Origin of the sequence: Streptomyces sp. NPDC006235 (assembly GCF_040613735.1) — a bacterium.
GTDB lineage: Bacteria > Actinomycetota > Actinomycetes > Streptomycetales > Streptomycetaceae > Streptomyces.
Genome location: NZ_JBEXSR010000016.1, coordinates 129,427 through 143,536, shown reverse-complemented (window position 1 = coordinate 143,536; position 14,110 = coordinate 129,427). Strand labels below are relative to the sequence as shown.

Annotated in this window: 12 protein-coding genes; 8 read left to right on the top strand and 4 right to left on the bottom strand. The window is 72.1% G+C overall.

Annotated features, from left to right (window positions below):
* Positions 1–3: 3 nt before the first annotated feature.
* Both ABZ192_RS20710 and ABZ192_RS20705 read right to left on the bottom strand, forming a co-directional pair.
* The gene (locus tag ABZ192_RS20710; protein WP_356925906.1) at positions 4–2,979 is read right to left on the bottom strand and encodes a tetratricopeptide repeat protein; all 2,976 of its coding nucleotides are present in this window, start codon (positions 2,977–2,979) and stop codon (positions 4–6) included.
* Complete coding sequence (locus tag ABZ192_RS20705) at positions 2,976–4,814, bottom strand: HSP90 family protein (RefSeq protein ID WP_356925927.1); 1,839 nt, start codon at positions 4,812–4,814, stop codon at positions 2,976–2,978. Before ABZ192_RS20705 ends, ABZ192_RS20710 begins: the two co-directional genes overlap by 4 nt.
* Positions 4,815–5,003: 189 nt before the next feature.
* Between ABZ192_RS20705 and recG the strand changes: the two genes are divergently transcribed.
* The 8 genes from recG (at position 5,004) to mutM (ending at position 12,413) form a co-directional block, all read left to right on the top strand.
* Entirely contained in the window at positions 5,004–7,250 is a 2,247-nt protein-coding gene (gene recG, locus ABZ192_RS20700) for an ATP-dependent DNA helicase RecG (protein ID WP_356925905.1), read from the top strand.
* An 81-nt stretch (positions 7,251–7,331) separates the two neighbouring features.
* Complete coding sequence (gene rsmD / locus ABZ192_RS20695) at positions 7,332–7,919, top strand: 16S rRNA (guanine(966)-N(2))-methyltransferase RsmD (RefSeq protein WP_356925904.1); 588 nt, start codon at positions 7,332–7,334, stop codon at positions 7,917–7,919.
* A gap of 26 nt (positions 7,920–7,945) precedes the next feature.
* The gene (gene coaD, locus ABZ192_RS20690) at positions 7,946–8,425 is read left to right on the top strand and encodes a pantetheine-phosphate adenylyltransferase (protein WP_356925926.1); all 480 of its coding nucleotides are present in this window, start codon (positions 7,946–7,948) and stop codon (positions 8,423–8,425) included.
* A gap of 121 nt (positions 8,426–8,546) precedes the next feature.
* On the top strand, positions 8,547–9,632 hold the full coding sequence (locus ABZ192_RS20685; protein WP_356925903.1) for a cell division initiation protein: 1,086 nt from the start codon (positions 8,547–8,549) through the stop codon (positions 9,630–9,632).
* 128 nt (positions 9,633–9,760) lie between these two features.
* Entirely contained in the window at positions 9,761–10,405 is a 645-nt protein-coding gene (locus ABZ192_RS20680; protein WP_356925902.1) for a YceD family protein, read from the top strand.
* A 2-nt stretch (positions 10,406–10,407) separates the two neighbouring features.
* Positions 10,408–10,581, top strand: coding sequence for a 50S ribosomal protein L32 (gene rpmF, locus ABZ192_RS20675; protein ID WP_003951102.1), 174 nt, complete (start codon positions 10,408–10,410; stop codon positions 10,579–10,581).
* A gap of 49 nt (positions 10,582–10,630) precedes the next feature.
* The gene (gene rnc, locus ABZ192_RS20670; protein ID WP_356925901.1) at positions 10,631–11,437 is read left to right on the top strand and encodes a ribonuclease III; all 807 of its coding nucleotides are present in this window, start codon (positions 10,631–10,633) and stop codon (positions 11,435–11,437) included.
* Between the two features lie 115 nt (positions 11,438–11,552).
* Positions 11,553–12,413, top strand: coding sequence for a bifunctional DNA-formamidopyrimidine glycosylase/DNA-(apurinic or apyrimidinic site) lyase (gene mutM / locus ABZ192_RS20665; protein ID WP_356925900.1), 861 nt, complete (start codon positions 11,553–11,555; stop codon positions 12,411–12,413).
* Here the strand turns inward: mutM and ABZ192_RS20660 are convergent.
* Positions 12,403–12,801, bottom strand: coding sequence for a helix-turn-helix domain-containing protein (locus ABZ192_RS20660; protein ID WP_356925899.1), 399 nt, complete (start codon positions 12,799–12,801; stop codon positions 12,403–12,405). The two genes, mutM and ABZ192_RS20660, sit on opposite strands and share 11 nt — an antisense overlap.
* Positions 12,802–12,874: 73 nt before the next feature.
* Positions 12,875–14,032, bottom strand: a complete 1,158-nt coding sequence (locus tag ABZ192_RS20655) for a CAP domain-containing protein (protein ID WP_356925898.1) — start codon at positions 14,030–14,032, stop codon at positions 12,875–12,877.
* Positions 14,033–14,110: the final 78 nt, after the last annotated feature.

Sequence of the window (14,110 nt, the reverse complement as noted above, 5' to 3'; positions counted from 1 at the left end):
GACTCAGTCCGGATCCTCCGCCGCGACGCGGAGCAGGTGCTCGGCCTCTGCCCGCCGGGCCCCCACCGCCTCGCCGTCATCGTCGTCGTTCATCCCCTCGGGTGCCGCGCCGCCGTAACCGTCGTATGCCGCCAGCACCGCACGCGCGCGTGCCCTCGCGTCGGTGAGACGGCCCAGCTCGATCTCCAGCCATCCCGCGGTGAGTTCGGCGCCGGTACGGCTGTGCAGGGCGCCGTCCCCGAGGGTGGCGAACACCTCGGCCGACCGCAGCAGTTGGGACAGCGCCTCCTCGAACACGGCCGGGAGCGAGCCCTCCGCGCCGCCCTCGGCGGACCGGGCCAGCAGGTCGCCGAACTGGCGGTGGGTGTGGCCGAGTTCGGCGACGAACCGCTGCCGGGACTCCTCGTCTTCCGCCTCGTCCCGCGCTGCCTCGCACTCCCGGACCGCGTCCGCCATGAGCAGGCGGGCCGCTGCGGGGCCGTCCTGCGTGCGCAACGCCAGCCAGGCGCGGGCGCGCAGGGCCCGGACCAGCCCGTGGACGTTGCCGAGTTCGCGCCACAGGCCGCCCGCGCGTGCGTAGGCCCGGTCCGCCTCGTCGGCGAGTCCGGCCTGCCCGAGGGACTCCCCGGCCAGGTGGGCGAGGGTCGCGTGGTCGTGCTGTTCGGGCCAGTGCCGGGCGATCTCGGCGGCCTGGAGACGCCGTTCGGCGGCGGCGCGGTGCTCGCCGAGTTCGCTCAGGCAGTCGCCGAGCCACCACTGCGTCTGCACGACCGCCCCGTCGCCGTGCGTCTCGGCGGTCAGGTCGGGCAGCGCCGACTCCAGGACCTCCGCGGCCTCGGCCCACCGTCCCTGCCGCAGCAGGAACCCGCCGAGCTGCTGCCGGGCCCAGGCGCCCAGTGTCGCGCCCTCGCCCCCCTCGTCGGCCCAGTGCGCGGCCTCCAGTGCGTGCCGGGCGGCCTCGACGACCTCGCCCCGGCCGCCGGTCAACTCGGCGAGCTGGAGGTGCAGCTGGGCCCGGCCGGGCGCCTCCAGATGGGCTCCGCCGTGCTCCAGGGCCGCCCGCAATGCCCGTTCCGCCTCCGCCATGTCGCCGAGGTGGTGGGCCAGGGAGGCCAGCCGGGCCTCGTACTCCACCGCGTACCACGGCAGTCCCGCCGCGACGAACGCCGCCGCGCCCCGCGCGAACAGCCCCGCGGCCGTCCCCAGGTCCCCGCCCAGTCCGGCCAGCTCGGCGAGCATCGCCTGCGCCTCGGCGCCCCGCGCGGCCAGCCGCACGTCCTGACCGGTCCGCCCGTCGACCAGTGCCAGAACCTCCCGGACAGCGGCTTCGGCCTCGTCGAGAACCGCCTCCGGGCCGTCGCGCTCGGCGCCACCCTCTGCGAGACCTTCCCCGGCCTCGTGCGCCCGGCGCAGCAGGATCCGGGCCCGTGCCATCAGGACGGACGCCGTCTGGCGTATCCCGGTGTCGCCGGCGGCGTACAGCGCGAGGATCTCGTCGTAGGACCCTGACACGGCCGCGAGCGCCGCGTCCACGTCACCCGCGAGAGCACGTACGTACGCCGCACGCGCGCGTGCCGCCAGGGCCTCACCGGGGTCGCCCGCCGCCGCGTACAGCTCCGCGGCCCGTTCGAAGAGCGCGGTGCCCTCCGGGCCGCGGCCCATCGCCTCGTGGTCGGCGATCTCGGCGCGGTCCCGCGGGTCCAGCTCCACGCCCTGCGCGGCCTCGGCGACCGCCGCCCACGCCTCCACGGCACCCGGCCGCAGGGTGTCCGACAGCCGGCGGGCCTCGGCCAGCAGGGCGGGCAGATCCGGCTGCCCGGTCGCGGCGGCCGTGACCACCGGGGGAGCGGGCACGGGCACCGGCCGTACCGACCGCACCCCCAGCGGCAGCCGCTCCACCAGCGGGCGCCGCTCCATCCGCGCGCGTGCCCGCTCGGAGACGTACGTCGTGCCGTTGCGCTCGTCGAAGCGGGCCGCCAGCGCGAGGGCCTCCGCACGCGCGTGCGCGGCCAGTTCACGCGCGGTCCACTCGCGGCCGGCCGGACCGGGCACCTGCCGGTCACCCAGTCCCAGCCCGATCAGACGGTCCATGAGCAGGGCCACCACGCTCATGAACTCCAGCTTGCTCTGCGGCTGCCCGTCGTCCGTGAAGTACGCCGGCCGCTCCGCGAGCAGCTCCAGACCGCGCGCCTCGTTGCCGGTCAGCGCGCAGAACTCCACGTGCTCCGCGTACGCGCCGCGCATGCTCTCCATGGCCCGTACGAGCCGGAAGCCCCGCAGATGGTTCGCCCGGGCCTCGTCCAGGCGGCCCAGCCGCAGCAGCGGCACCAGGGACGAGGCGAGGGCCGTGTGCGGCTCGTGGGCGCAGGCGTACTCGCCCTCCAGCACCGGCCGCCACAGCTCCAGGGCCTCGGCGTCCCGGCCCTGCTCCGCCTGCCACCAGCCCTGCCCGTGCAGTTCGCAGGCGTGGCAGTCGGCCATGCTGTCCCGGTCGGCGGCCAGCCATGCGGCATACGCCCGCTCGGCCCGCGCCAGGTCCCCGACATGCGCGGCCACGCTGTGCTCGGCGCTGCGCACGGCCCGCTCGGAGTGCCCGGCGAGCCGGTAGCGGTGCTCCATCTCGCCGAGCCACTTCTCGATCGACGCGAGCGGGATGTGCGGCTGGTCGAGCATGCCGGACGACACCCACTTGAAGACCCAGTGCAGCGAGTGGGTCTCGTACTCGTCGAAGTCCTCGGGCCGCTTGTCCCACATGCGCAGCAGACGCGCGAAGGGGACGAACATCTTCCCCTTCTCGGAGCTGTAGTTGTAGACCTTCAGCTGGTGCCCGAGCGCCTCGATCACGGCGAGCGGGACGTTCAGTTTCTCGGCCGCCGCCAGCAGCTCCTCCGCGCGCGCGTTGCGGGCCGGGCCCTCCGGCTGCTCGGCGTTCTCCGCCATCGCCCGGCGCAGGGCGTCGAAGTCCGTGATCTCACTCATGGCTGACCGTCCTCGCTGTGCGTGGCCCACTCCAGGAGGCCGATGAACGCCCGGTTGAGCAGCGCCGAGTCGGCGGGCCTGAGCCGCCGCTGCGCCATCAGCAGCGCCTGCCCGTACAGCGACTCCGTGGCGGTGCCGATCAGCTCCGGGTGAGGCAGCGAACTGATCCGCCTCACCAGCGGGTTGAGATGGTTGAGCACCAGACGCGCGCGGGGAGCGCTGCCGCGCAGGGAGCCGAGGATCCCCGCCCACAGATCGTCGGCCTGCGCCTCGGCGTCCGCCCGGGCCTGTTCGTGCCGGGCGTCCCGGTCGTCGAGGTGCAGCGCGGGCACGGAGAGCGGGTGGAAGGCCCGCAGCACCACGTCGCAGCCCAGCGGGTCGAGCCGGGCCCGCGCCGCCGCCAGGAAGCCGGACAGGGCCAGCTCCTCGGCCGGGTCGACCGCGTCCAGGTGCGCGGTCACCGTCTCCGCGTCCAGCTCGGCGACCACGGTCCCCGGCCGCACCGAGGGCAGCGCCTCCACCAGCTCGCTGTCGTACGTGTAGCCGCCGTTGATCACGCCGATGCCCTGCGCGGACGCGATCGGCGCGACCTGCCGGTACTCCTCGACGGTCCGCGTGAAGTGCACCACCGGGTGCCGCTGCGCGAACTCCTCCAGCGACAGCCGCCCGTCGGTCGTCTCGAAGGGCAGCCACGGCAGCATCGTGCGCAGCATCTCCCGGTCGTGCCGGGCCAGGGACTTCACGCCCAGGTGGTGCACCGCGAGGAACGCGGCCAGCCGCTCCGGATCGCCGGCGGCCAGACCGGTCAGCCAGGCCCGGATCCGCTCGCCCAGCGCATCCCGTACGGCGGCCAGCGTCTCGTCTTCGTACAGCGCCTCACGCGACGCCGTCGGCCGCAGACTGTCCGTGTCCAGGACGCAGCGCACGAAGAACGCCCAGTCGGGCAGCAGCTGTTCGGCCCGCTCGGTCAGCAGCATGCCCTTGAGATGGACGCGGTGCCCCGCGCGCTGGGCCGGGCTGACCGCCGACGGCAGCACGTACGCCACCCCGCGGACGCCGGCCAGCGGCACGGACAGGTCGATCGTGTCCAGCGGGGTGAAGCCGAACAGCTCGTGGCAGTGCCGGGCGAGGGCGACGCGGCGGGCGGCCGGGCCCGGATACGACCGGTCCCAGGGCGCAGGGAGGTCGGTGACCGGCTTGTCGCCGACCCGGACGTCGTACGGCAGCAGCGACCCGAAGTCCCGGGCCAGCGCCTCGACCCGCTCGGGCGTGAGCCACTCGGCCGCCCCCGCCCGGGCCACCAGATGCACGGTGGTGCCCGGCTCGGGGTGCTCGGCGTCCGGCAGCGTCCGCACGGTGTACGAGCCGTCGTCGGACGCCGTCCACTCCACCGGCGGCGCCCCGGGCGTACGGGCGCTGCGGCTGACCACCCGGATCCGCTCGGCGACGACGAAACAGGCCAGCAGCCCGATGCCGAACTGCCCGAGGAACTCGGAACGCGCCTCCTGAAGGCCCTCGGCGCGCTTGGAACTGCGCCCGATCGTGGCGAGCAGGTCGTGCACGTCCGCCTCGGTGAGACCGATCCCGGTGTCCTCGACGCGCAGGGTGCGGCCGTCCGCGGACAGCCGGACCCGGGCCGGAGCGTCGGGTTCCGCCGCGCGCCTGGCGGTGATGGCGTCCACGGCGTTCTGCAACAGCTCGCGCAGATACACCTTCGGACTGGAGTAGAGGTGGTGGGAGAGCAGGTCCACCAGACCACGCAGGTCGACCTGGAAGGTATGAGGTGACTGTGGCGGATGGGATGCCTGGGATGCCTGTGAGGTCTGGGAGTCCATCTTCACGGCGCCGGTGGGGGACTCGCGACGGCGCGGGGTCGGGCGGTCCCGGTGGGGCGGTGACCGCGGAAAGGAGGCCGGGAGCGCGTCATCCTAAGGCCCGAACCAGCCGCCTGACCAGGGGTTTCCGGGACGTATACGGCCACGTGCGCCACGGCCTCTACGGCATTGTCAGTGGTGTGGTGTGCAATGGATCTCGTGCCCGCACTTCACGAACCGCTGCGACAACCACTGAAGTCGGTGCTCGGCCCCGCCACCGCGAAGGTGATGGCCGAGCACCTCGGCCTGCGCACCGTCGGCGACCTGCTCCACCACTATCCGCGCCGATACGAGGAGCGAGGCCAGCTCACCCACCTCGCCGACCTCCCCATGGACGAGCACGTCACGGTGGTCGCCCAGGTCGCCGACGCCCGCCTGCACACCTTCGCCTCCGCCAGGGCCCCGCGCGGCAAGGGCCAGCGCCTGGAGGTCACGATCACGGACGGCAGCGGCCGCCTCCAACTGGTCTTCTTCGGCAACGGCGTTCACAAGCCCCACAAGGAGCTCCTGCCGGGCACCCGCGCGATGTTCGCGGGCAAGGTCTCCGTCTTCAACCGCCGTCTCCAACTGGCCCACCCAGCCTATGAGTTGCTCCGCGGCGATCCGGAGGAGTCCGTCGAGACATGGGCCGGCGCCCTGATCCCGATCTACCCGGCCACCGCCAAACTGGAATCCTGGAAGATCGGCAAGGCGCTCCAGACGGTCCTGCCCACCGCCCAGGATGCCGTCGACCCGCTGCCGGAATCCCTGCGCCGGGGCCGCGGGCTGGTCCCGCTCCCCGAGGCCCTCCTGAAGATCCACCGCCCGCACACCAAGGCGGACATCGAGGACGCCCGCGCCCGCCTCAAATGGGACGAGGCCTTCGTCCTCCAGGTCGCCCTCGCCCGCCGCCGCCACGCCGACGCCCAGCTCCCCGCGGTCGCCCGCAAACCCAGCCCCGACGGCCTCCTCACAGCCTTCGACGCCCGCCTCCCCTTCACCCTCACCGAGGGCCAGCAGCGCGTCTCCCGGGAGATCTTCGAGGACCTGGCGACGGAGCATCCGATGCACCGGCTTCTGCAAGGAGAGGTCGGATCGGGAAAGACAATGGTGGCCCTGCGCGCCATGCTCGCCGTGGTCGACGCCGGCGGGCAGGCCGCCATGCTCGCGCCCACCGAAGTGCTCGCCCAGCAGCACCACCGGTCGATCGTCGAGATGATGGGCGAGCTGGCCGAGGGCGGCATGCTGGGTGGGGCCGACCAGGGCACCAAGGTGGTGCTGCTCACCGGCTCCATGGGCGCGGCAGCCCGCCGCCAGGCCCTGCTCGACCTCACCACCGGCGAGGCCGGCATCGTCATCGGTACACACGCACTGATCGAGGACAAGGTGCAGTTCCACGACCTGGGCCTGGTCGTGGTCGACGAACAGCACCGCTTCGGCGTCGAGCAGCGCGACGCCCTGCGCGGCAAGGGCAAACAGCCCCCGCACCTCCTGGTCATGACGGCCACGCCGATCCCGCGCACGGTCGCCATGACGGTCTTCGGCGACCTGGAGACCTCCGTCCTGGACCAGCTCCCGGCGGGCCGCTCGCCCATCGCCAGCCATGTCGTCCCGGCCGCCGACAAGCCCCACTTCCTGTCCCGCGCCTGGGAACGCGTCCGCGAGGAAGTGGGCAACGGCCATCAGGCGTACGTGGTCTGCCCCCGCATCGGCGACGAGGAGGACGACCCGAAGAAGGCCGGCAAGAAGAAGTCCTCCGAGGCCCCCGAGGCCCCCGGGTCCCCCGAGGACGCCGCGGAGAAGCGCCCGCCCCTCGCCGTCCTGGACGTGGCCGACCAGCTCGCCAAGGGTCCTCTCCAGGGCCTCCGCGTCGAGGTCCTGCATGGCCGTATGCACCCCGATGACAAGGACGCCGTCATGCGCCGCTTCGCCGCCGGCGAGACCGACGTCCTGGTGGCCACGACGGTCATCGAGGTCGGCGTCAACGTCCCCAACGCCACGGTCATGGTGATCATGGACGCCGACCGCTTCGGCGTCTCCCAGCTCCACCAGCTGCGCGGCCGCGTGGGCCGTGGCTCGGCCCCCGGCCTGTGCCTCCTGGTCAGCGAGATGCCCGAGGCGAGCCCGGCCCGCCAGCGCCTGAACGCCGTCGCCGCGACCCTCGACGGCTTCGAACTCTCCCGCATCGACCTCGAACAACGCCGGGAGGGCGACGTCCTCGGCCAGGCCCAGTCGGGCGCCCGCACCAGCCTGAGGATGCTCGCGGTCATCGAGGACGAGGAGATCATCGCCGAGGCGAGAGAGGAGGCGGCGGCTGTAGTGGCCGCCGACCCGGAGTTGACCCACCTCCCCGCACTCCGGACGGCTCTGGACGCTCTCTTGGACGAGGAAAGAGAGCAGTACCTGGAAAAGGGGTGACAGGTATTGCCCCCAAGGGGCGCGGGGAACTGCGCGACCAGCCACAATGAACCTGAAGCCGCCCACACCCAAGGACCACAGATGACCCGCGTGATCGCCGGTACAGCCGGCGGACGCCGCCTGGCCGTCCCGCCAGGAACAGGAACCCGCCCCACATCGGACCGCGCCCGAGAGGGCCTCTTCTCCACCTGGCAATCCCTCCTCGGCGGCCCCCTGGAAGGCGAACGCGTCCTCGACCTCTACGCGGGATCAGGGGCCGTGGGCCTGGAAGCCCTCTCCCGCGGCGCCGGTCACGCCCTCCTCGTCGAGGCCGACGCGCGAGCGGCCCGCACGGTCCGCGACAACGTGAAGTCCCTCGGCCTCCCCGGCGCCGAGGTCAGATCCGGCAAAGCGGAACAGATCATCCGCACACCACCCCCCGGCGACCCCTACGACCTGGTCTTCCTCGACCCGCCGTACGCCGTCACGGACGACGATCTTCGCGAGATCCTGCTCACACTCCGCACGGAAGGCTGGCTCACCGAAGAAGCCCTCGTCACCGTGGAGCGCAGCACCAGAGGCGGTGAATTCCGGTGGCCCGAGGGCTTCGAAGCCCTCCGGGCCCGTCGCTACGGCGAGGGAACGTTTTGGTACGGTCGCGCCGCCTCTACGTGCGAAGACGCACGATGACCGGACCGGAGAGCGAGGGATCACAAGTGCGCCGCGCCGTATGTCCCGGGTCGTTCGACCCGATCACCAACGGACACCTCGACATCATCTCCCGCGCCTCCAGGCTGTACGACGAGGTCTACGTCGCGGTGATGATCAACCAGTCGAAGAAGGGCCTGTTCGAGATCGACGAGCGGATCGACCTGATCCGCCGGGTCACCGCCGAGTACGGCAACGTCCGCGTCGAGGCCTTCCACGGCCTGCTCGTCGACTTCTGCAAGCAGCGCGACATCCCCGCCATCGTCAAGGGCCTGCGCGCGGTCAGCGACTTCGACTACGAGCTGCAGATGGCCCAGATGAACAACGGCCTCTCGGGCGTGGAGACCCTCTTCATCCCCACCAACCCCACCTACAGCTTCCTGTCGTCCTCCCTGGTCAAGGAGGTCGCGACCTGGGGCGGCGACGTCTCACACCTGGTCCCCGCGGAGGTCCTCCAGGCCCTCGGCGAGCGCCTGGAGCAGGACTGAGCCCGCCCTCGGCACCCCGCCGGACCCTGACAGGCCGTCACCCGGTGTTCCCCGGGGACACCATGCCCGTACAGTCGTCCCGTCCGTCTCCAACGCATCTGTAGAGAGTGGCGAGCACACGGTGGACGTGCAGAAGAAGCTCGACGAGATCGTCGCCGCGGTCTCCGGCGCCCGGTCCATGCCCATGTCGGCCTCGTGCGTGGTCAACCGCGCCGAACTGCTCTCCATGCTGGAAGAGGTGCGCGCGGCGCTGCCCGGCTCCCTCGCCCAGGCCCAGGAGCTGATCGGCGACCGCGAGCAGATGGTCGAACAGGCCCGCCAGGAGGCCGAGCGGATCATCCAGGCCGCGCACGCCGAGCGCGGCTCGCTGATCTCCGACACCGAGGTCGCCCGCCGTTCCCAGGCCGAGGCCGACCGGATCCTCGCCGAGGCCCGCCAGGAGGCCGAGGAGATCCGCGCCGAGGCCGACGAGTACGTCGACTCCAAGCTCGCCAACTTCGAGGTCGTCCTCACCAAGACCCTCGGCTCCGTGGGCCGCGGCCGCGAGAAGCTCCTCGGCACCGGCCCCGGCACCGACGAGCAGGGCTACGAGGACGAGGACGCCCCCGAGCGCAGCCACGACCCGGAGACCCAGCGCCGCAGCGCCGACGAGTACGTCGACGTCAAGCTCGGCGCCTTCGAGGCGGTCCTCGCCAAGACCCTGGACGCCGTCGGCCGCGGCCGGCAGAAGCTGCACGGCCGGATCGCCACCGACGACCTCGGCTCACTCGCCGACGACACCAGCACCGTCCAGCACTCCAGCGACGCCGACTACCTCGCCGGCCTGGCCGCCCTCGCGGACGAGAAGCCCCCGGCCGAGCAGCCCGCCCAGCAGCAGGACTACGGACAGCCGCAGCCGGCGTACGCCTACCAGCAGCAGCCCGACCCCTACGGCGGCGGCTACCCGCAGCAGCCGTACGCGGCCCAGCAGGACCCATACGGCTACCAGCAGGCCGATCCCTACGCCTACCAGGGCTACGACCCCCAGCAGGCTGCGTACGACCCGAACCAGGCCCAGCAGGCGCAGCAGGCCCAGCAAGGGCAGCAGCCACAGCCCGGACATCAGGCCCACCAGGGATACGCCCTGGACGAGACCAGCCTCTTCGACACGGGCATGATCAGCGCCGAGCAGCTCCGGGCCTACGAGCAGGGCCGCGGCAACGGCTGAGCACCGGATTGGGCCGACGGGCAAAGGTCCAGTATCCTGGCTCTTCGGTCGCGCGTACGTCCGCGATCACCGCTGCCCGGGAACACCGAAGGGCAGCGTCCCCCTCAGCTCAGCAGACGAAAGCAGGAATGGCCCTGAACGCCCGCCTCGACCACCGCAACCCCCTCGTGTTCGACACGCACGAGCTGGGTCGGCGGCCCGGTGCGCTACAGCGCCTGACCCGCACGGTCGACGCTCCCCAGGACCTCGGTATCAAGGGAGTCATCGGAGTGCCGGAAGGCGCCCCGGTGGAGCTCGAACTCCGCCTGGAGTCGGTCATGGAAGGGGTGCTCGTCACAGGCACCGCCCGTGCCGCCGCCGAGGGGGAGTGCGTAAGGTGTCTGGAGCCGCTTCAGCTCGACGTCGAAGCGGAGTTCCAGGAGATGTTCTCGTACCCTGACGCCGACGACCGGGGCCGCGTGATCGCGGAGCCGGGCGACGACGCCGAGGACGACGAGGACAGGCTCTTCCTCGAGGACGGCCTGTTCGACCTCGAGTCCGTGCTGCGTGATGCGGTGGTGCTCGCACTGCCGATGCAGCCGGTGTGCCAGGAAGACTGCCCTGGTCTGTGTGCCGAGTGCGGCGCACGGCTGGCGGACGACCCGGACCACCACCATGACGCCGTCGACATCCGTTGGGCGGCATTGCAGGGACTCGCCGACACCATGTCGGACGGCGAGAAGGACGAGATGAGCGGCGCCGAACCGGGCGTCGACGAGAAGCAGGAGAAGTAGCCGTGGCTGTTCCGAAGCGGAAGATGTCGCGCAGCAACACGCGCCACCGCCGGTCGCAGTGGAAGGCTGCGGTCCCCACCCTGGTTGCGTGCGAGCGCTGCCACGAGCCCAAGCAGCAGCACATCGCGTGCCCCTCTTGCGGCACTTACAACAAGCGCCAGGTCCTCGAGGTCTGAGCGGCTGGTGAGAGGCACTGTGTCCACGCCTAAGAACAAGTCTTCCCGCGTGAGCGGGAACGCAACGGCGGACAACCAGGCCTCGTCCCACACGCTTCTGGAAGGGCGGCTCGGCTACAAGGTCGAGTCCGCCCTTCTGGTGCGAGCACTGACCCACCGGTCGTACGCATACGAGAACGGCGGTCTGCCGACCAACGAGCGTCTGGAGTTCCTCGGGGACTCCGTGCTCGGCCTGGTCGTCACGGACACGCTGTACCGCACCCACCCCGACCTGCCTGAAGGCCAGCTGGCCAAGCTGCGGGCCGCGGTGGTGAACTCGCGTGCGCTTGCGGAGGTGGGGCGCGAGCTCGACCTGGGCTCCTTCATCCGGCTCGGCCGGGGTGAAGAGGGCACGGGTGGCCGGGACAAGGCGTCCATCCTCGCCGACACCCTCGAAGCGGTGATCGGCGCGGTCTACCTCGACCAGGGGCTGGACTCGGCGGCGGAGCTGGTGCACCGCCTGTTCGACCCCCTGATCGAGAAATCCTCGAACCTCGGAGCCGGCCTGGACTGGAAGACCAGTCTCCAGGAGCTCACCGCGACCGAGGGGCTCGGCGTGCCCGAGTACCTGGTCACGGAGACCGGCCCCGACCACGAGAAGACCTTCACTGCTGCCGCCCGCGTCGGAGGCGTCTCGTACGGCACCGGCACCGGCCGCAGCAAGAAGGAGGCGGAGCAGCAGGCCGCCGAGTCCGCGTGGCGGTCCATCCGGGCCGCGGCGGACGAGCGCGCCAAGGCGGCGAAGGCCGCCGAGGCGACGCAGACGGCGGCGGCTCAGGCCGCCCACACGGTCGTCGACGGCAGCGTCGACGGCTGACAGCCACCGCCCGGCACTTCAGCCGGGCGGCCGGCACAGCACGGCGCGACCCGAGCGCCCGCCCCTGCCAGGGGCGGGCGCTCGGGTCATCCACAGGTTTGTGACGGGGGACCCCATGCCCGAGTTGCCCGAGGTCGAGGTCGTCCGGCGCGGTCTGGAGCGGTGGGTCGCCCACCGGACCGTCGCCGAGGCCGAGGTGCTGCACCCGCGCGCGGTGCGCCGCCACCTCGCGGGCGCCGACGACTTCGCGCACCGTCTGAAGGGCCACCGCATCGGCGTCCCGAGCCGCCGCGGCAAGTACCTGTGGCTGCCTCTGGAGGACACGGACCAGTCGATCCTGGCCCACCTCGGCATGAGCGGCCAGCTGCTGGTCCAGCCGCACACGGCCCCGGACGAGAAGCACCTGCGCATCCGCGTCCGCTTCACCGACGCCCTGGACACCGAACTCCGCTTCGTCGACCAGCGCACCTTCGGCGGCCTGTCACTGCACGACAACACCCCCGACGGCCTGCCCGACGTCATCGCGCACATCGCCCGTGACCCGCTCGACCCGCTCTTCGACGACGAGGCCTTCCACCGCGCGCTGCGCCGCAAGCGGTCCACGATCAAGCGGGCCCTGCTCGACCAGTCGCTGATCAGCGGCGTCGGCAACATCTACGCGGACGAGGCCCTGTGGCGCGCCCGCATCCACTACGAGCGCCCGACCGCGACCTTCACGCGCCCGCGCAGCCTGTTGCTCCTGGGCCATGTGCGGGACGTCATGAACGCGGCCCTCGCGGTGGGCGGCACCAGCTTCGACAGCCTGTACGTCAACGTCAACGGCGAGTCGGGCTACTTCGACCGGTCCCTCGATGCCTACGGACGCGAGAGCCTGCCCTGCCGGCGCTGTGGCACCCCGATACGCCGGCGCCCCTGGATGAACCGTTCGAGCTACTACTGCCCGAAGTGCCAGAGGCCCCCGCGGATCACGCCCTAGCGGAGTCGTACCGCCCGCGCGCGGCGATGACCTCGTCCATGCTGCCCTCCACGAAGTGGATCAGGGCGAGCAGCCGCTCGGCCACGCCGCGTCCCAGCGGTGTCAGTTCGTAGTCCACGCGGGGCGGGTTGGTCGGCTGCGCCTCGCGGTGCACCAGGCCGTCGCGCTCAAGCGCGTGCAGTGTCTGGGAGAGCATCTTCTCGCTGACGCCGTCGATGCGGCGACGCAGCTCGTTGAAGCGGAGCGAACCCTCGTACAGGGCGCCCAGCGTCAGTGCGCCCCAGCGGCCCGTGACGTGCTCCAGCGTGCCGCGCGAGGGGCAGGCCTTGGCGAACACGTTGTACGGGAGGTCGTCCAGCCCCGCCGTGGGCTCCTGGGTGGTGGTCATATGCCCAGCCTACGCCAGCACAGCGCTAACCCACAGGCGGCGCTAACTGAAGGTTAGCGCCACCTGCAGGGGGTCAGTATCCGAAGTTCTGGGTCCACCACGGGCCGCCCGACCCGAACTCGACACCGACGCCCAGCGTCTTGAAGTCGCAGTTCAGGATGTTGGCGCGGTGGCCGGGGCTGTTCATCCAGGCGTCCATCACGGCCGCGGCGTCGGCCTGGCCGCGGGCTATGTTCTCCCCGCCGAGGTTGGATATCCCGGCCTTCTCGGCCCGGTCCCACGGCGTCCTGCCGTCCGGGTCGGTGTGGTCGAAGAAGCCCCGCGCGGCCATGTCCTCGCTGTAGTTCTGCGCCAGCTCGGTCAGCGCGCTGTTCGCCGCGACCGCGCTGCACCCCACCTTGGCCCGCTCCTCGTTCACCAGCTTGAGCACCTGGGCCGCGGCGGCGGACTCCCCGGAGAGGGCGGCGGACGCGCTGGGGGGCTGCGGCGCCTTCGTGGCCGTACGGGAGGGGGTGTTGTCCGGCTTCTCGCGGGGGGTGGCCGCCGGCTGCTTCTTCTCCGGGGTCTTCTCCTGCGTCTTCTCCGGCTTCTGCGGCGTCTTCGTCTTCGCCGGCGTCTTCGTCGGCGCGGCCGACGACTTCGAGGCGGACGGCGACGGCGACAGGGAGCGCTCGGTGTCCCGGCTCGTGGGCGCGCCGTCCCGGTCGTCGGCGCTGCCGGTGGTGCCGCCCTGCTCGATCGGGCTGTTCGTCGGGGTGTCCCCGGCCTGCACCTTGTCGGCGCCGCCGCCACCACCGAGCTGGTAGTTCTCGAGACCGGGCACCGCGCCCGTCGCGACCGCGACCGTGCCGAGCGCGACCGCCGCGGACACGCCGAGCAGCCCGGTGCGCATGGGCCGTGCGGGCTTCTTCCGGCGGCGGTGGGAGCCGGGGCGCCGGGCACCGCCGTCGGGCGTGAAGCCGTCGGAGGCGAAGACGGCCGTGTCCGCGCTCCGCGCGTCGTAGCCGTCACCCGGCTCGGAGGCGCCCGTGGCGAACAGGTAGGCCTCGCTCTTCGCGTAGGTGCCGGCGTACGCCTCGGGGTTCAGGTAGGGCGCGATGCCCATCGCCGGGCCGTCTCCCGCGGGGGAGTGCAGCGGGTCGTGCTCTGCCACGGAGCCGTCGGCCTGCCTGATCGCCGTGGCGCGACCCGTGGCGGCGCGGCCGGCGGCGGAGCGTCGGTGGCGTCCCATGTCCTGGCCTTCCTCGTCCTGGCGGTCGACTCGTCCTCGAGATCAACACCAAACTCACTCGATCGTGTGAGTTTCATA